Annotated in this window: 14 protein-coding genes and 1 pseudogene; 6 read left to right on the plus strand and 9 right to left on the minus strand. The window is 70.1% G+C overall.

The window, feature by feature from the left end:
- Nucleotides 1-13: 13 nt before the first annotated feature.
- Together ACFQ11_RS08220 and ACFQ11_RS08225 are read right to left on the minus strand one after the other, a co-directional pair.
- Nucleotides 14-226: a hypothetical protein gene (locus ACFQ11_RS08220; RefSeq protein WP_378297358.1), complete on the minus strand. Its 213-nt coding sequence runs from the start codon at nt 224-226 to the stop codon at nt 14-16.
- Nucleotides 226-888, minus strand: a complete 663-nt coding sequence (locus tag ACFQ11_RS08225; protein ID WP_378297359.1) for a hypothetical protein — start codon at nt 886-888, stop codon at nt 226-228. The genes ACFQ11_RS08220 and ACFQ11_RS08225 overlap by 1 nt, the downstream gene beginning before the upstream one ends.
- Before the next feature lie 711 nt (nt 889-1,599).
- Between ACFQ11_RS08225 and ACFQ11_RS08230 the strand changes: the two genes are divergently transcribed.
- A complete protein-coding gene (locus tag ACFQ11_RS08230) occupies nt 1,600-1,791 on the plus strand; it encodes a hypothetical protein (protein ID WP_378297360.1) in 192 nt (63 codons plus the stop codon).
- 1,145 nt (nt 1,792-2,936) lie between these two features.
- On the opposite strand, the gene ACFQ11_RS08235 is transcribed toward ACFQ11_RS08230, so the two are convergent.
- On the minus strand, nt 2,937-3,080 hold the full coding sequence (locus tag ACFQ11_RS08235; protein WP_378297361.1) for a hypothetical protein: 144 nt from the start codon (nt 3,078-3,080) through the stop codon (nt 2,937-2,939).
- Nucleotides 3,081-5,092: 2,012 nt separating this feature from the next.
- On the opposite strand from ACFQ11_RS08235, the gene ACFQ11_RS08240 reads away from it, so the two are divergent.
- Nucleotides 5,093-6,130, plus strand: a complete 1,038-nt coding sequence (locus ACFQ11_RS08240) for a helix-turn-helix domain-containing protein (protein ID WP_378297362.1) — start codon at nt 5,093-5,095, stop codon at nt 6,128-6,130.
- Between the two features lie 82 nt (nt 6,131-6,212).
- On the opposite strand, the gene ACFQ11_RS08245 is transcribed toward ACFQ11_RS08240, so the two are convergent.
- Nucleotides 6,213-6,407, minus strand: coding sequence for a hypothetical protein (locus tag ACFQ11_RS08245; protein WP_378297363.1), 195 nt, complete (start codon nt 6,405-6,407; stop codon nt 6,213-6,215).
- A gap of 248 nt (nt 6,408-6,655) precedes the next feature.
- On the opposite strand from ACFQ11_RS08245, the gene ACFQ11_RS08250 reads away from it, so the two are divergent.
- Nucleotides 6,656-7,666 carry a DUF2599 domain-containing protein gene (locus tag ACFQ11_RS08250; RefSeq protein ID WP_378297364.1) on the plus strand — a complete coding sequence of 337 codons (1,011 nt, stop codon included), beginning with the start codon at nt 6,656-6,658 and terminating at the stop codon, nt 7,664-7,666.
- A gap of 206 nt (nt 7,667-7,872) precedes the next feature.
- Here the strand turns inward: ACFQ11_RS08250 and ACFQ11_RS08255 are convergent, their stop codons facing one another.
- Both ACFQ11_RS08255 and ACFQ11_RS08260 read right to left on the minus strand, forming a co-directional pair.
- On the minus strand, nt 7,873-9,114 hold the full coding sequence (locus tag ACFQ11_RS08255) for an ABC transporter substrate-binding protein (RefSeq protein WP_378297365.1): 1,242 nt from the start codon (nt 9,112-9,114) through the stop codon (nt 7,873-7,875).
- 121 nt (nt 9,115-9,235) lie between these two features.
- A complete protein-coding gene (locus ACFQ11_RS08260) occupies nt 9,236-11,572 on the minus strand; it encodes a hypothetical protein (RefSeq protein WP_378297367.1) in 2,337 nt (778 codons plus the stop codon).
- 1,584 nt (nt 11,573-13,156) lie between these two features.
- On the opposite strand from ACFQ11_RS08260, the gene ACFQ11_RS08265 reads away from it, so the two are divergent.
- Together ACFQ11_RS08265 and ACFQ11_RS08270 are read left to right on the plus strand one after the other, a co-directional pair.
- On the plus strand, nt 13,157-13,360 hold the full coding sequence (locus ACFQ11_RS08265) for a cold-shock protein (RefSeq protein WP_378297368.1): 204 nt from the start codon (nt 13,157-13,159) through the stop codon (nt 13,358-13,360).
- Between the two features lie 534 nt (nt 13,361-13,894).
- On the plus strand, nt 13,895-14,194 hold the full coding sequence (locus tag ACFQ11_RS08270) for a hypothetical protein (protein WP_378297369.1): 300 nt from the start codon (nt 13,895-13,897) through the stop codon (nt 14,192-14,194).
- 545 nt (nt 14,195-14,739) lie between these two features.
- Here ACFQ11_RS08270 and ACFQ11_RS08275 read toward each other — a convergent pair.
- On the minus strand, nt 14,740-15,249 hold the full coding sequence (locus ACFQ11_RS08275; RefSeq protein ID WP_378297370.1) for a hypothetical protein: 510 nt from the start codon (nt 15,247-15,249) through the stop codon (nt 14,740-14,742).
- Between the two features lie 26 nt (nt 15,250-15,275).
- Nucleotides 15,276-15,851, minus strand: a complete 576-nt coding sequence (locus ACFQ11_RS08280; RefSeq protein WP_378297371.1) for a hypothetical protein — start codon at nt 15,849-15,851, stop codon at nt 15,276-15,278.
- A gap of 426 nt (nt 15,852-16,277) precedes the next feature.
- Between ACFQ11_RS08280 and ACFQ11_RS08285 the strand changes: the two genes are divergently transcribed.
- The gene (locus ACFQ11_RS08285; RefSeq protein WP_378297373.1) at nt 16,278-16,892 is read left to right on the plus strand and encodes a hypothetical protein; all 615 of its coding nucleotides are present in this window, start codon (nt 16,278-16,280) and stop codon (nt 16,890-16,892) included.
- A 126-nt stretch (nt 16,893-17,018) separates the two neighbouring features.
- On the opposite strand, the pseudogene ACFQ11_RS08290 reads toward ACFQ11_RS08285, so the two are convergent.
- Nucleotides 17,019-17,679, minus strand: a pseudogene (locus ACFQ11_RS08290) (IS481 family transposase); the annotation flags it as partial.
- Nucleotides 17,680-17,767: the final 88 nt, after the last annotated feature.

The raw sequence follows: 17,767 nt of genomic DNA on the forward strand, positions 1-17,767 counted from the left end.
GCTCTGCGCGAGGTCATGCGCTGCGACGGTCCTCCAGGGCCCACTTGCGGCGCCACCGCGCGGCGACGGCCGCGTTCTCCTCGGGGGTGCCGTCGAGGTCGTCCTCCACGACGGCGTCGGCGCGCAGTTCGTCGTAGCGGGGGTCGTCCGGGGTGATCTCGGAGGCGCCGCAGCCGGCGTCGTGCGGCAGCAGCAGCTTGCCGTCCTTCAACATGGCCTCGGCCATCACACCTCCAACCCGAAGTGCCTCACATAGTACCTGGCGACGATTTCGGCGACGGGTTCATGGCCGCCGAGGATCCGGATCAGGCGGGGGAGCTGCCCGGTGATCACCAGGGCCCAGCCTTCGGCCCACCACTCCAGGGGGTCCAGCCAGCGGTCGATCTGCAGCAGCGGACGGCACCGGAACATGATCGTTTCCCACTCGGGCGATTCGGCCGCGCGGCGGCGGCGTTCGATGACGTGCCCGATCTCGTGGTCGACGAGGGACGCCGAGACGTGCGGGCCGGTGCCGACCGCCATGGTGCGCGACTCCCAGTCGGTGACGCCGGGCACGTCGTCCCATCGCGCGGACGAGCCGGGCCGCACCGGGCGTCCGGCGAGGTGCCCGAAGTGATCGAGCCCGGGAACGTTTCCGACGCCCACCCACAGCCCGCCGCCGAGCACTTCGGCGATCTGGGTGGCGATCGGCCCCGGCAGGGACGCGAGCCGGTCGATGGCCGTGATGACTTCGGCGGGCGGCGGCCCGTCGGCGGGGTTCCACTGGCGCCGCACCACGGCCTCGAGGACGCCGAGGTGCCTGCGGCCGTCGCGGGGGAGCAGGTCGGTGTCGGCGGGGTGCGGGTCGCACCAGTACGGAACTCGCGGGGGGTCGGGGGGCACCGTCATTCGGCTCATGCTGCCAGAAGCCCGGTCGGCCCGTTCGAGGTCGGAGCGGGCAACGGAGGCGGGTTCGCACGGTCGCTCAGTGGCGGCAGCGCACCCGGAAGGTCCGACCGCGTACGCGTACAGGCTCCCGCAGCGACACCAGCGGCACCCCGTGGGTCTGCGCCGGTCCGGGCGGGCCGTGCAGGGGATAACGTCGCGACTGGCAAACCCTGTCCGTAGGTTGCGGGACCGCCCCCACCGGAAGCCAGGTCTCCGGCGAGACACGCGCAGTTCCGCAAGTCGCGCTGCGCAGGTCGGACCTCACCTTGTCGGCGTGCTCGAGGACCCGCAGCGCGCCGGGCCCAAGCACCACCCAGCACCAGGGCGGCCATGGCCAGGCCACACAGGATGCCCAGGCACATCGGCACCAGGTGCCCCGCTCGCCGGGCCAGGTCCAGAGCAGTGAAGGGTGGTGTAGTTGGCTCACAGCCGCTCAGGCGGAGCCAAGCCGGATGCAATCCCACACGAGATCGAGGGACATCTATACGCCGTGATCTCTGTTCTAGCTCGCGATAACCTCGCTGACCAGCGCGGCGGTACACCAGACCGGGCTCGTGCGGTGGTTCAGTGAACGGCATGCGCATCCCGCTGCCGCTACCGAACCTGGGGCCCGCGCGCCCGCCGTCCACTACCCCGCCTGACGCGGGAGCCGCCGCCGAGCGTGCCAGGCGCGTGCGGATCACCGTCGACCTGGAGCCCGCGGACTACCGCGCCATGCGCCGCCTGGTGGACGAACTCGCCGACGCCACCGGCGTCCCCACGCTGCCGCACTCGGTGATGTGGCGGGTCCTGCTGCACACCGCCGCGGACGACCCCGAGCTGCGCGCCGAGGTCGCCGAACGGATCCGCGCCGCCCGCGATTGACCACCGGACGGGGGCCCGCCGGCGACCTCGAATTGCAGGAGCACACCGCCCCTAGCCGTCAACGCCGGCGGCATGTCATGCCCGGCATGGTGCCAGCGGTGCGCTAATCGATGGTGTAGGCGCAGCCCAAATCGTCCAGCCGGAAATCTGGTATCGCCTCCACCGGACGGAGAGTCAGGGAAACGTTCGGTGGGCGCCGACTCAGTTGCTGCTCTCTAGCAAAGAACGTTGCCCCATTCTCCTGACGGCCCCCCAGGAATGGTGAAACTCCCCTTGATGGTGATCAGGTATATCTGGTGCTCCAGGGCATCGACCGCGTCGCCCCAGATGGCTTTTGCTGCGGCGCGGTGCCTGGTGGACACCACCCGGATGTCCCTCGGTGAAGGCTCACCATGATGACTTGCCCACGCGCGGGCGAAGTCGCGAACCTGGCCGAGAACTGTTGACAGTATCTCGCCTGCAGACGTCACTGATGGCCTTCCCGAGGGACTCGACGCTTCATTCGCTGGTCAGCGCTTCCTGCAGGCCCCTTCGAAGTCAGAGACAAGGCCAAACCGTGGCGACAGCCAGGAGGCCGGGGTACCTGTATGTCGCGCTCCCGTAGATGTTCCCCGGTATACAGAACGCCCACCCGCCGTTGTTCGCGTTCTCCCGGAGCCAGAAGCGCCGGTCGCAATCGCGTAGATGGCGTCGATGGGCCATGTGGGGAAGATGTATCCGACTTCCTGGCAGGGGTAGCCGCTGTTGGGCACGTACTGGCCGTCGATCGAGTTGTACTCGTAGGTCCAGACGCTGGCCTGAGCCGCCGTCGCGCTCCTCTGGTCGGGAGTCGGTGCGAAGGCGCCCTCCGCTGAAGGCCTCCCCCCGGGGGCGCCGGAAGCCGTGGCGCGTCCTTGAGGCCGAGCTTGGCCGGGGTCGGTTGCGTGTTCGTCGGTTCGGGATTGTTCAGTGCCGCGTATGCCAGGCCGACAGCGTGCTCAGGGAAGGCGTACACGCGGCCTGGCCAAGGGGTGTCACCGGTCCATTCGAATGAGGAACGCCCTGGCCAGCGATACCCATTGGGCGCCCGACCGGATGTCCCCAGCGTGACTTCCCGTTCCGTTATCGGCAGCCCCGGATTCCGTCCACTGCTCCTCACGCCGCGGCTAGCCGACTTCCGGGAAGCCGCCCTCCTCCATCACGGCCTTCTGCAGTGCGGCCCGGACATCCTCCACCGAGAACGGCGGGCCGCGGACGTCACCGTCGTTGTCGGCGACGGTGGCGAGCATGTCGAGCGCGCCCCGGACCACGGGCGCGGGCAGGGTCAGCCCGGTCCGAGGTGAAGGCGCCGGCAGGTTCTCGGGACGGTAAGGCCCACCCGTCCAGGATCGACTCGTCGCGAGCAGGTGGAGTTCCTCCAGCGTGGTTTCGGCAGTGGCGCCTGTGGAGCGTAGAAGTTCGAGGAAGCGAGCGAGTTGCCCGCTCGTCGACGACGCGTGGAAGTGGGAGAGACGGTGCTGGCCATGTGCGAGACCGACGCGATCGACACCAAGACCGCGCTGAGAGACGCGGCCGGGTGCGAGACGGCGTCGCGGACGCGGCCCGGCGGCTCGCCCGCGCCGCGCTCGCCGTGGCGGAGCTGGCCGACCGGCACGCCGCCGTCTATCGCCGCGCCCGCGCGACGTTCCGTCGCCTCGACCTCGCGACGTCGGCGCGCGGCGAAATCCCGTTGAACGCGGCGGCTGCGGCGCGGACGTGTACGCCTCCTTCCGCTACGACCCCGCCCCCGCGAGTACACCGACGCCTACCGGGGGCTCGGCGATGCCCTGCAGGTCCTGTTCACCGAGGACGCGCGGTGATGACCATGCACACCCCTGGCCCCGAGCGGTAGAAAGTGCACATCACCACGTTCGGCTATCTGCACCCCCGCACCCGAAGCGCACATCATCGTCGACCTGCGCACACATTTCCGGGACCCGCACGTCTCTCCCAAGCTGCGGCACCTGACCGCCGACAATGAGCCGGTGCGCGCGGTGGTGCTGGCCGCCCGGGCATTCCGGTGCTGGTGAGGCCACCGCCGTCGCCGTGCTGGCCTACCTGGCGGGTCTCTCGGCCGGGCCGGTCACCGTGGCCGTCGGGTGGGCTGGCGGACGGCCACGGTGACCGCCACCGTGGGCGCTCAGCCCCCCGCCGAGACGCTCGCCGCCGGCGGCGTGCCGGTCACCCTGGCCCACCGCGACCTGAAACCGCCCGTGGCCGACCGGCCCACCGGCCCCGACGACGCTCCACCAGCAGCACCCGCGAGGCGTGGCGGGCCTGCGAAGCGCAGCGCTATGCAGGACGGCCCCACGCTCGGCCCCCGCGGCTGGAGCAGCCGATGACCAACGCGGCGGACATCACGCGGCTTGGCTTTGCGGTCAACCGTCGCCGGTGGCCGGTTCTCGGGCTCAGTCCCGGTGCACGGGAACCGGTCGGGTTCGGCAGGCCGAGCCGACCCCGGCCGGGCATCAACGGGCAGGGATGCTATCTGCCTTGTACTCGCTGCTCGACCCACGCGTAGTCAGAGCCGCTGTTCCAGTCGCAGTAGGCGTAGGAGCGGCTCGTTGCGCCCACCCAACTCCCGGTGTCTCTTCGTCCATCTGCGCACACGAGGTGCACGCGGTGCTCCACGCCATACGTGCCCGGGGTGCAGGCGGAGTACGCGCCGAACCCGGTTATGTCTGAGTAGCACGTGTACGGCCCGGCAGCGGACGGCGCGGCCGTGCTTGCGGAAGCCGGCAGAGCCGCGAGGCCCACAGCGCCCCCGGCGGAGGCTGAAAGGACAGCCGCCCAGGCAAGGGCTCGCCGCAATTGCATTCGCTTCATTCTCTCCTCCTATGTGGCCGCTCTTGTGGAACGGCGTTGGCTCTTAGGTGAGGATTATTCGCCCGATCATTACAGGGTGTGATGACTGAGAGTGCACTCTGGGGGGACATCTGTGCACTCAGGGTCCGGGAGCCCAACTGGGCAAGAAAAGCTCGGGGCCGCCGACGCCGGAACGGGAGCTAGAGCGGGCCAGCCGCAGACTCGCGGAGGATCGGCAGGGGAGTTGCCGTACGGGGGTGGGCTGAACCCATGGCAGCTCTAAGTGAGCCAGTCATCCCCCTGCTGGTGGCCGCACTCAACAGTGGCGAAGCTTCTGGAGTACCCGCGCCGAGCGGCCTCAGTGGCCCTGCCGAGCCCAAGAGCCGAGGACGGCGAGTTCCGGTCAGCGATCTAGTGCAGACGCTGCGGTGCATGGACGATGGCCGATGAGTCCACGCTCCCACACCCGGGACTGAACATGACGACGCTTCGATTCACCACTGATGGCCTGGCGCCAGCCGATGGCTTTTCACATTGGTATGACTTGGCGCAGAAAGCCCATACGCCCAGCTACGTCCATAGTGCGCACGAGGCCGACTTCCGTGCCTCGCTGCGCACCGTGGGTTTGGAGGAGGCGGTGATCTCGGATATGACGTTCGCGCCTCTGCGGGCAGCCCGCACCGCCAAGTTGATTCGGTCCCACGATCCCGAGCACTACCAGCTCATGTTCATGCTCCGTGGAGGAGGCGGCATCGCCGTCGCAGACCGTCAATCGGTCTTCGAGGCGAGACAGTTCATCATTTTGAACACCTCTCAGCCCTGGAAGGGGTGGCAAGAGAGCCCGACCGGGAGCCTCCGGATGCTGGTGGTCGACTTCCCCCGCACCGCCCTCCGGCTGCCCACCAGCGCCGTCGACGACCTGGTGGCGACCCCGTTGGATGCGGGCGCCGGATTGGGCGCAGTGCTGCTGAGCCATTTGCGGCAGGTCCTGCGCCAAGCCGACACCTACACCAGCACCGACCGGCTGGCTCTGACTCGAACCACCATCGACCTGATCACCGCCGCCCTCGCCCACCATCTGGACGCTGCTATTTCGCCTCCTACCCGGCTACAGGCGCTCCTGCCGCAGGTCTATCACTTCATCGACCAGCATCTCCCTGACCCCGCCCTTAGCCCGAACAGCATTGCCGCTGCCCATCGCATCTCGGTCCGCTACCTGCACAAACTCTTCGAATCTGAGGAAGCGACCGTGGCCACGTGGATCCGGCAACAACGTTTGCAGCGCTGTCGCCGCGATCTGTCCGATCCCCGCCTGGCCGGGCGCCCTGTGTCTGCCATCGCCGCCTGCTGGGGATTCACCGACCGCGCCCACTTCACCCGCGTCTTCCGCACTGCCTTCGGCATGACGCCCGGCGAGTATCGCCGCGCTCATCTCGGCAATGGCCAAGTGCGCTCACTGCCACACAGTCCGCGAACCGAGAACGAAGGGCCCCTGCTCTCAGGGTCGTCGACGTGATCGCGGCAACGGGACGGCCTCGACAGCGGCGGCGATGAGCTCGCTTCGCGGGGCCGCCCCGCGCTGTCGCACAGGTCATCGATCACCGCCAGTTCCGTTCGGTCGTCTGGATGGGCCAGAACTGGCGGCCGCCGCCGCATGCGGCCATCACCTGCGCGCGCTGTGCGGCGGGTGCGAGACCTGCACGACCTGCGGCGGCTGCTACTGCGCCGAACTCGCCCACGGGAACGCGATCGACGCCGCCATCGAGCGGGAGATGCGCGAGCACCAGGAGCACCGCGAGGACTGCGAACACGGCCGCCGGGAGACCGCGGACTACAACCGCTGCCCGGCCTGCTCCCTGCCTTCCCCGACGCCGCCGTACCAGTCAGCGGCACACCAGCCGCGAATAGACGTCACTGATGACGCGAGGTCGCCAGTGCCGCACCCCTTCTACCTCGTCTCGGCGGGACCAATCCGAGGGCGAACCTGATACCGTCCAAACAAAAAAACGGCAGTGTCTATTTGACTTCAGGGAGAGCGCGCATGCTGAGAAAGCCCAAGGTCGCCTTGCTCCTGGCCGGGGCGCTCACGGGTCTCATCGTTCAGGCGGCTCCGGCCGCCGCCGACGAGACGATCTGCGGGCACGTGGTCAAAGGCGAGATCCTGGCGAAGTACCAGAGCATGGGCGGCGTCAACTCGCCGCTGGGCTGCCCCACGACCGAGGAGCGCGCCACACCGAACGGCCGCGGGTACTTCACCCACTTCCAGGGCGGCTCGATCTACTGGAGTCCCCAGACGGGCGCGCATCCCGTCTGGGGCGCGATCCGCGACAAGTGGGCCGCGTCCGGCTGGGAGGCGGGGAAGCTGGGTTTCCCCGCCGATGACGAGCTGGTCAACCCCGACGGCCAGGGCCGACGGCAGCAGTTCGAGGGCGGGACCTTCTACTGGCACCCGACCAAGACCAACGGCGCTCACGCAGTGCTGGGCCGGATCGGCGAACTCTGGGGGCAGTACGGCTGGGAGGGCGGCGGGTTCGGCTACCCGGTCTCCGACGAGATGTCGATGCCGAACGTCGGCGGGTCCCCGAACGGTTCGGGCGTCGGCCAGCTCTTCGAGAAGGGCCAGCGGATCGTCTGGAGCCCGGGACGGTCGGATTCCTACGAGACCTGCGCGTCCGAATGCGTGGGCTACACCGGCTACCCGAACACGACGTGGATCGACCGGACCGAGGTCTACAAGAACTTCGCCACCGGCAAGCGGTCGGTCCACGTGTCGCCGACCGACGCCGGCTTCGAGGACGCGGACAGCGACTTCGACGAGCTCTGGCAGCAGGTCTGGACCGGGACGCCCTACCCGGTCGACATGACGCAGACCCAGGTGAACACGATCGCCAAGCAGCTCTGGTGCCATGCGCTGTACGCCTACGACATCCCGATCAAGGGGCACCTCGGCGGGGAGACCTGGGACCTGGAGATGTGGAAGCCCGACGTGCCGTGGAACGACGTCATCGACCCCCAGAAGGTTCTGCAGAACCGCTGCCTCAACAACATCTGACCCAGGACGCGCCGAGCTGATCCCGCCGGGCCGTCTACGACAGGAGCAGGCGGCCCCGCCGGGCCTTCCGTACGCCTTTCACCTTGTGGGCTTGGGGACGCGCGGCGGCGTGCCGATTCCGCCCGGCTGCACGGTGCGCCGACCGGCGGTCGCGGCTGGACGCTCGTCGCCCGTGATCGCTCCGTGCGTGTCCGGGGGCGCCGGTGTCAGCTTGTCGGTGCCACGTCCGCGGTGACGGGGACGTCCGGTGCGGCGCTGTTGGTGACGACGGCGAGTCGGTGCCCGTCGCGGGTGGGGTGCCATTGGCCGCCGACCAGGGGGATGAGGGCGATGTTGGGTGTGGGACCCGACGTCCAGTCCAGGGGTCCGGCGATGGTGTCCAGGCGCGTCCGGCCGATCGCCCGGGCGACGGCGCGGCGGTCGGCGGGGTCGTCGGCGTGGGTGAGGGCGTGGTGGGCGACCTCGACGAGGGCGTGGGCCAGCCCGAGCGGCTGCAGCCACGGTTTTCCCGTGCCCTGCTGGTAGGCGGCGGCCAGCTCGTCGGCGGTGGAGCCGTCGAGGGACGACCGGTGGGGGTGCGAGGGCGTCCAGTACACCAGCGTGGCCACGCGGGCGTCGGCGAGCTCGTGCCTTCCCCGGGCGGGACCGTCATGCGGGTCGATATGGGGGTAGGTCAGCCAGCGCGAGCACGTGATGAGGCGTGGCAGGTACCCCGCTTCGCGGGCCTGGCGGTGGAAGAGTGCCAGGTCGGCGGCGGTCGCGGCGCTGGTGACGACGGTCGCGCCGTGACGGCGCAGGTGCCGGATGTGGGGGGTGAAGTCGGCGGCGGGCTCCCGGTAGCCACCGGGGTCGGTCAGGGTGTGCCCGCGGCGGGCCGCGGCCGGGGCGAATCCGTGGCGGTCGTGACGCAGCAGCCGCCCCTGCAGGTCGTCGTTCCATAGGCAGCCGACCGCCGGCGTGTCGTCGAGCCGTTCCCAGATGTCGGCGAACACGGCGGCGATGTCGTCCAGTCCCCAGGCGAAATGGTACGTCCAGTCGAACCGGTGATCGATGTCGTCGGCACGCGAGTACACATACGCCTGCCAGGGGAAGGTGGTCGAGACGCACGGCACGCCGAGTGCCTCGCAGGCGCCGGCCACCGCGGGCAGCACCTTGGTGCCGGCCATCGTGATCACCACGTCGGCCCGGTCGTGTTCGACCAGTTCCCTCACGGCCTGGGCGGCGTGGACGGGGTCGGAGCGGCTGTCCCGGGTCGCGAACCGCAGCGGGTGGCGGCGGGTGTTGCGGACCTCGGTCAGGCGGGGCGCCAGCATGTCGATCACGAACGACAGCGGATCGCCCAGCCGCGCCAGCCTCCCGGTCCGCGGTACCACCGCCCCGACGCACAACGACGAATCCGGCCGCATCCCCGCCTCCTTGTGCGCCACCGTCGCCAGAGACGACCGCACGCTCTCACCTACACACCCTCAAAGCACAGCGTAATCAATGAACCACCATGAGTAGCCACCGGGAGGTGCGGCCACCGAGCCCTGCACCGAACAATGAAGGCGCGGATATGCGCTGAGCGGGTCAGCCGCCGCGACTTCGGGGGACGTCCGCCTCCAGGGGCGCCGCGCTGTCTTCGGTCGCGGCGTCTCTGGGTTCCCCCTCGGCTGCCGGGCCCTCGCCGGGCGGCCGGGGACGGCCGCGTCGAGCGGCGTCCGGCCGTCCGCCGAGTCGGCGCTCCTCCCGGACGGCCGTGGCCGTGCTCTCTGTCGGCTCGCTGGCCTCCCGGGTGCCTAACCGGCCGCGGGCGGCTTCGTCCGCCAGGCGCAGGGCGATGAGTTCTCTCTCGTTCTCGGCCTGTTCAGCGGGGGTCTGCTGGTCGGCGGCCAGGACGATCTGATCGATCCGGATCGTGGCGCGGACGTCGGCAGGGAGCTGGGACCACGTGGGCGTTGCCCGGCTCGAGGCGAGTTCGGCCAAGACGGTCTCGACGTCGGGGGGCGGGGCGAGGTCTCGCTCGGTGAGGGGGCGGGGGACCGGCGGCGGGACGGGCCATCGAGCGGAGGAGAGAGGTCGTGCCTGGCCCTGGGCGGTGATGCCGAGGAAGGCGTGCCACTCGGCGCGGTCGGCGCGGTGGCCGGCCAGTTGCGCCTCCGCGTCCGCCCGGCCCTTGTTCCGCTTCGCGATCTGGTCGAGGTCGGCGGTGCCGCGCCGCCAGCCGCCGTTGGGGCCGCGTTCGGCGAGTCCGTGGGCGGCGAGTTCGGCGAGGGCCTGGTAGGCGGTGCTGCGGGGGAGGAGCGCCGCCGCCGCGAGGTCGGGGGCCGCGATCTCCGCGGACGTCAGCGCCTCGTAGGCGAACGCGGCGCCGCGCGTCAGCGGGCGGAAGGCCGGGTGGATCGCCTCGATGCGGCCGGGACGCCACGCCCGGCCGGCTGCCTGGGAGAGGATGGGGTCGGGAATGACGAGCTGGTAGAGGTCGGCTCGGACGCCCTGGGCGTCGCGGACGTGGTCGATCAGGGCGTAGGGGCCCCGGCTCAGGTCGTGCAGGGCACGGCTGACCGTGGTGTGGTCGACCGCGGCCATGTACGCCAGCTGGCGCGTGCCGAACTCGATCTCGGTGCGTCCCGTCATCTGCGCGGCCGCACCGATCGCGCGCAGGATCGCCCGGTAGGTCAGGGCCCGGTTCCCCCACTCCAGCTCCAGGAGCCGCTCCACGATGCGCATGGCGTTCTGCCAGGTGCGGATCTCCTGGTAGGCCGTCAGGGTCCACGGTTCGGGCCGCACGTCGATGTTCCAGGGATTGCCCTTCTGCCTTACATCGTAAAGATCGGTGGCTCGTTCTGTCTCGAGGCTCGCTCGCGGTCGCGGCGCCGCCGGACCCCCCCAGGCTGCCCTCTCCCCCCGCGTGAGGTTGAGCTCACTGGTGTTGCGCCTCTGGACGGCTGTCCCCACTTTCGGAGGGGCAGAGGGTCGCTGGCCGGGTTCGGTGGTGAAGGCGACGGCCTTCGCCCACTCGGTGTCGAGGAGTGCGTCGTCCCGCCACCAGCCGGCGATGGCCGACCAGTCGCGGGACAGGCGCTCACGGACGTGCTGGAGCCGCCACCCGCGTGCCGCGGCGCTCGCGAGGATCGCCTGGCGCGCCTCCGAGCTGGTCCGGTAGCGGGCGGCGTCCCAGCGCCCGGTGCGCGCGGTGCGCTCCAGGTCGTCGCGCAGCTCCCCGCGCCCCCCCAGCCGCAGCCGGTACGGCCGCCCCTCGAGGTCGAGCTCGACGCCCGGGGCGGCGTCCGGCGCGTCCGGGTGCCGGGCCTCCGCCACACCGCCCGGGCCCGACGCCCGGGACGCGACGACGTCGAGCTCGGCGGCCAGCTCGACCAGCAGCGCGTCCCACACCGGCGATCCGCACGGCCGCGCGCAGATCGCCTCGGCCTCCTCCACGCCGCACGTCAGCTCCATGAAGCCGGTCAGCCGGCCGCCGAGGCTCTTGTGCGGCGAGCCCGGCCCGCGGATCTGCCCGTGCAGGCTCTCCATCGGCGAGGGGTCCACCACGGGGAACCGCACCGCGAACGCCCGCGCCAGAGCGGTCAGCTCGAAGAAACGGATCGGCTGCGCCCACAGCACGTACACGTGCCGCCCCCCCGACGGGCTCACATCGACCAGGCAGCGCCCGCCGCACTCACCGATCAGCTCCGCGATCCGCGCCGCGGCGCCGGCGATGTACGCCGGACGGTCCGCCGCCCCCTCCGGCGGGACGCGCGAGGCGTCCAGGTCCAGGACCAGCAGGCGGCTCTTGGCGGTCTCCGCATCGGCCGTCGGGACGGTCGTGGGCCGGTTCGGCAAACCCGCCTGGATCTCGACCTCGTACCGGTAACCGGAACGCGAGCATCGCGGGAACGACCGGCCGCCGTCCGGGGAACGGCGCATCAACGGACGCTGCGCGATGAACGGCACGGTGATGCGCGCCCACGCCCGCGCGGCGGCATCCGCGCCCGGGACACGGGAAAGCGATCCGCGTGTCACCCGCTCATCACCGGGTAGACCTGCGGAAACAGGGGGCTGCAGGGCGGCCTGTTCGCTTCCGGTACCGGTGCGTGCTAGGCCGACCTGACGACTACGTGCTATTGTCGGGCTCCATACGTCGGGCACTTGACAGGACGCTGGGCTCTTATCAGGTCCACACGTCGGGCACTGTCAGGTGTCGGCACTGCGGTCTCGGGTCGATTCGTCCAGAGGATTGGCCGTCATCCGGAGCGAAGAGGCCCAAGACCGTTTGGTTTTATCAAGCGAAGCGCCCCTCTGGGGCGCTTTCGTTTATTCCAGGGGCACCTCCGCAGGGGCGGAGGGCGTGCCGCCGGGCAGGCGCGCCGGACGGCGGCCTGGACGGAGAGCGTGCGGGGACGGTGCGTGCGACCCCGGAGCCTGCCCGCCCGTTTCCGGGCGCGTGGCTTCAACGGGCGTGTCTGCCGTCCGTGGGCTCCGTGTAGGAGGTACCCTCATGACAGCCTCCTCGGTTGGTTGGGACCGATGGGGCGAGCCGAGATCGAGCTTTCCTGCCAGTCAGTTCGATCTCGCCAGCAGCGGCGGCGTGTCGCTGGCCATCGGAGGCCCATCCGATGCCCGGCGAGCCGCCGTCGCTGGTTTCTGGGGCTTTTTGCGGGGCGCCTGGGGGGCGTCCGCAGCGGCCTAACGGGACCGTACACGTTTCCGGCGCCCCATGGGGCAAGGCGCGCCGCATCGTTCACAGGCTGTGGATTACGCGACCGGGGGGTCAGGCCCCAGCGTCGCCCGCCACGCGCTGAGCACGCGCGGTCGCCCGCCGCGCTCGTCCCCGCCGTCCGCACCGGTTCAGTCCCCGATCCGGCGGCCGGAGGCAGGCTTCCCGTGCCGGTCCGCGACCCTCCCGACCTCGGTGACGTCCCGGTGCGGGGCGCGTGGACGGGCGCCCGCAGTGGACAGCACGTCGCCGGGTCCGTCTGGCCGTGCGTGACCGGGCGTCCTTGGTGAACCTGCTCGCCAGACCGTGCGCGACAGGGAGAACCCGGCCTCTTGTACGCCTGCCGGACGAGCGACGAGCAGTCGCGATGACCGGCCGAACCCGCCGGGCTCCGACGTCCGTCCGGAAGAAACCGGATTCGTGGTGTCGTCCCGCTCGTCCCGGTCCTCGTTGCGGTCGGCCGCCTCGAAGTCGTCCTGCCGCGAGTCGCCGCCCGGGGGACCGGTGTCGCGCACGAGCGCGGGCACCCCGGTCATCGCCTCCGGGACTCGGCGAACCGGTGCCCGGACTTGCGGGCCTTGGCGCGGCGGGCGCGGGCGCGGCGCGGGTCGTCGTGTATGGTGCGAAGCAATGGTTGTAGTCGAGTTTTGCGAACGTGGAAACGCCCGCAGGGTTCCGGCAACGGAGTTCCGGCAGCGGGCGTTTCGTCATTTGGGGGCCACTCCAGACGGGCGTACGGCCGGCAGCCCGGATCACGCGGCCGCGTGGTCCGTCGCCCAAAGGAAGGACACCAAATGACTCAGGGAACCGTGAAGTGGTTCAACCCCGACAAGGGATTCGGGTTCATCGCCCCCGATGACGGCTCCGCCGACATCTTCGTCCATCAGTCGGTGATCGACAGCGACGGCTTCCGCACCCTCGAAGAGGCCCAGCAGGTGGAGTACACCTCCAGCCGCGGCCCCAAGGGCATGCAGGCCGACATGGTCCGCGCGCTCTAGCCGACGCGCACCGAGAACAGACCGCCGACGGGCAGGACCGCGAAAGCGGCCCTGCCCGTCGGCGCATCTACGCGGAAACCCCGAGCGCGCCGATCGACCGGGCGTTGTCCCGGAGCGATCGAAATGGCTTCTCGGCTGCTCGCCGATGGTGATGGCCTCGGGCGGGTCCGGCCCGCCGCGTCACAGCCGAGATCCGGCGCGTACGCGGGCCGCCGCTCGGTGGGCCCGGCCCGCCGACGCGCGTTTTCGGCGGCCGCCGAGGGACATCGGTGCCACAACCATTCCGTCGCCGCGGTGGTGGCATGGGCGCCACCGCGGCAAACCATCGGCGTGGGACGTCGGCCCGTGGAAGGAGGCAAGGCGACGAGAAGCGCCGATCGCTTTGTGAGTTCGTCGGCCTGGCCCGCAGGGCCTGGATCGGTAGCCGTTCGCGGCCGGTGGTGGGCATGTCGCCGGCCGGCCGACGTGGCCGCACCTGCGTACGGTGCGTGCGTAAGGTGTGGCCATACCCTTGCACCGAGAGGCACCGGCCCCATGAGGCTCGAACTCACCAACTACGAAGCCCTGCACGGTTGGGGCGTCGTCAACAACAGTGCCGATTGGCATGCCCAGCGCAACCGCAAGCCTCCCGTGGCCGAACAGGCAGTCGGAGACATCCTCTTCACCGCTTACGATCGCCGGACCGACACCACGACCACGGTCGAGCTCAGCGACGACGAGCGCGCGAGCCTCATCGAACTGGTCAGCGAACACATTGCAGCGTGGCAAAAGCGCGGCCATGAGAACGCCGCAACGCCTCATCTGCGCTCGCTGGTCGCGAAGCTGGGCGGCTGACATGCCTGCACCGGGGCGGCCCACAACAAAAGCTCCGCCTTGCCGATGATGCCCTTAGGCCGGGTACGGCCAGGGATGCCGGGACGTCAACGGCGGCGCGGACCCGCAGTGACGAACCCCCGGTCGGGTTGAGGGACAGACCGTCAACTCGTCCGCAGAGCGGTCTCGGCGAACATGCCCATCGACGTCACACGCCCCACCGGGCACGGAACGCGGCCTCAGCCGGCGCAAATTGAACGGCTCCGGCACCGCGTCCATCGGGGACAACTGAATCGCACTGGCCTTGCGTTCGCAGGTCTTCAACCTCGGCGGGCCGCGCCCACCGAGCGCTCATTCAGCCACCACAGTTCGAAATCGAGCTCGTCGCGCAGTACACGGGCCCAGAAGAACGACGGCTCGCCGCTCTCCTGCTGTGGGCCGTCTGCCCAACGGCCGAAGGCGTTCAGGAGGCAGGCCCCGAGCGGTCAGCGCAGCGGGGCGGGACGAGCAGTCCCGGTCCGGACAGCAGCGGCATTTCGCTGTTCACGTCCACTGCATCCGCTGGCTCATGCGTCTGCGCCTGGGCGGGCGTCCCAAGGTGAGTCGGTGCCGTCCGGCGCGCGAGCGGGCGTACGGATCCTCTCGTCGGGCCTGGTGCCGGCCCGTCGTCGGCGGCGACCGGCGGGGGAGAGGAAGGCGGCCCACAGTGGACGGGCGCCGCGACGGATGAGGGCGAGCGCCCCGATGGCGAGGAGTGCCGAGAGCACCCATTCGCGGCTGCCGGCCATGAGGTAGACGTGCCCCGCGCGGCCGATGTCCCTGGCCTTCGCCCGGGTGCCCGTGCGCAGCCCGGGGCCGTCCCCGTAGAGGTAGACGTCGTGCCGGTCGATCGTCCCGTCGTCGGACCGGAAGCGGCCCCGCCACGTGCAGGCGGTGTGTCCGGGATGGGTGATGCAGTTCCGGCTCTGCGCGACGAACGTCCCGTGGACGCCGACGTCCGGCCGCGCCGCCCGGATCACCTGGGGGAGTCCGGGAAGCAGCATGGCCAGGAGTAGGGCGCCGACGATGCAGAGCATGACATCGAAGGCGGACGGGCGCGGCGTCATGCGCCGACCGGCCGCTCTCTCAACTCCGGTGCGGCCGCGCAGGTGCAGGCCATTTCGGCGCGCTCGTCCGGGCGCGGACGCCGGTGGACCAGCATCGCCACGATCATGGGTGCGGTGACGATCGCGTTGTAGAAGAGGTGGAGCTCGACCCGGGGGACGAGCAATTGGATGATGCTGGTCGGGGCGGCCCGTCCGCCCAGGTTGGAGTCGCTGATGGCCTGGATCAGCAGGATCAGGTGCTCGACGTGGTGCCACGCCTGGATCGCCAGAGCGAGCGTCCACCAGTTTCGGGACCGGCCGGTGAATCCCGGGCGCAGGACGAACAGGCCGATCAGCATCACCAGTGCGTACCCGTAGTGGAGCCACTCTGATTCGATCAACCAGGGGAACGGCATTCCCAGAATGCCTCGGGCTTCGGGGACCGGCCAGCCCAGAACCCATATCTGGACCGCCTGCACCACGTGCTCGCCCCAGTGCGCCACCACGATCACCATGAAGATCATGACCGCGGCCTTGTGGCCTCGGGCGTTGAGCGGGGCGAGCCGGCCAGCCTGGACGCTACTGCCTGCCATGGCACATTCCCTTTCAGGCCGGTGCGGCGGCCGCCGCCGAAGCAGCGGACGAAGCAGAGGTTTCCCTCAACCTATGAGTCCCGACCCAGGAAAGCTTCTTCGAGATTGTTCGGTTAAGCCGCCCGATCCCTTGTGGATCATTTCCTGATAGGCCGAGGGCCTGGACGAAGGTTGTCGAGGGCGGTGAGGGCCTGTTGCTCTGTTCGTGAGCGGGTGCAGCAGGTGGCGGGTGATGCGGCGGGCGGATAGCCGCCCATGTCCGATGCCCGCTGTTGCCGGCGAACGTCACGGAAGGCGCAACCGCGTTACCTGCCGGGAAGCGAACTCTGCACCTGCTCCCTCAACTATCTACTTAAAGTGACCACTTGATCGCACTGTGCAGGGAACGGACTCCTTTGCAGACTTCCAATCCCCCAGGAGAAACACGTGAACGAGCACATTGGCGAGGGCGGCCCCGCAGGCGCGGCCGAGCCCGGCTTCACTCCGGTCCCGGCGGGCGACGTGATGATCGTGCAAACGCTGGTCAACGCCTACCTCATGCCCGATGGAGTCGTCGACGACGAAGACAACGACATCGACGAGGTGCAGTCCTTCTACGCCGACCCCATCTGGAAGAAGGGCGGCAAGCCGGCGTCGGTGCGGTGGCGGTTCGAGTCGGACTCCGACGTCCCCGGCGCCTACCGCATCCGATCACTGCCCCACGAGAAATACGTCGGCGTCCACAACGACTGGGTGAACCCCGACGGCACGATGAAACCCGAGGCCAAGGTGGTGCTTCAGCGCACACGGACCTCCGCCCGCACCAGCACTCAACTGTGGGTGCCCACCCGCATCCCCGGTGTCGCCGACGTCGCGGGGCAGCCGCCGGTGCGCGCGCTGGTCCAGCACGGTACCGACTACGCGATGGGCACCTCCGATTACGTCCTCAACCGGGACGCCGAGATCCACCTCATCCGCACCTGGGAAGGGGTGCCGACGATGTACCACGCCTTCACTCTCATCCCCGCACGCGATCAGCAGGCGTCGCAGGACGTCCGGTAACACCGCACCCGGTCGCGCCGGCGAACCCGCAGACGGCGGGACGGGCGGACCCTGCCAACCCGGCGAGAGCATGGACGCCAAGCAGGACCTGGCGGCGGCGCCGCATGCGCCTATAGGTGTACTCGGTCATGATCTTGGTGACAGTCGGGTGATGGGTGGCTTGCCGCCCAGGGCCGAGTGGGGGCGCCTGGTGTTGTCGTGCTCGAGCCAGGCGTCAAGGGCCTGTGTGCGCTGGTCGTTGCTGGTGTAGGGCTGCCGGTAGGCCCACTCGGTGGCCAGGGTGCGGTTGAGGCGTTCGGCCTTTCCGTTGGTCCACGGGCACCGGGGCCGGGTGACTTCCGCCGTGCGCCGAGCTCGGCGCACGCGCGGCGGAAGGCGCGGCTGGTCCGGTAGTTCTTGGCGTTGTCGGTCAGCACCCGCTCGATGCGGGTGATGCCGTGGGCAGCGAAGCAGGCGGCGGCGCGGGTGAGGAAGGCGGCGCTGGTGGTGCCCTTCTCGTCGGGCAGGACCTCGGCGTAGGCGAGCCGGGAGTGGTCGTCGATGGCGTGTGGACGAAGTCGTAGCCGATGCCGCGGCTCCGCACGTGCTCGCTGCGGCCGTGGACGCGCCAGCCGCCGCCGTCGGGGATGCGGCCGAGTTTCTTGACGTCCAGGTGGATCATCGCGCCGGGTTCGGGGTGTTCGTAGCGGCGCGGGCTCATGCGGGTCGCGCGGATCTGCTGCCCGGTGAGGGGGTCGCAGGCGGCCAGGACGGGGATGTGGTGGCGGCGCAGGATGCGGGTGACGGTGCCGCCTACCAGACCGTCGCCTGGTCCGTGGGCATCACGCTGGTCGGGTTCCTCTGGTCGATGAGGCTGTTCAACCGCGACCCCAGCC

The sequence above is a fragment of the Actinomadura sediminis genome (genome assembly GCF_042675525.1).
GTDB lineage: Bacteria > Actinomycetota > Actinomycetes > Streptosporangiales > Streptosporangiaceae > Spirillospora > Spirillospora sediminis.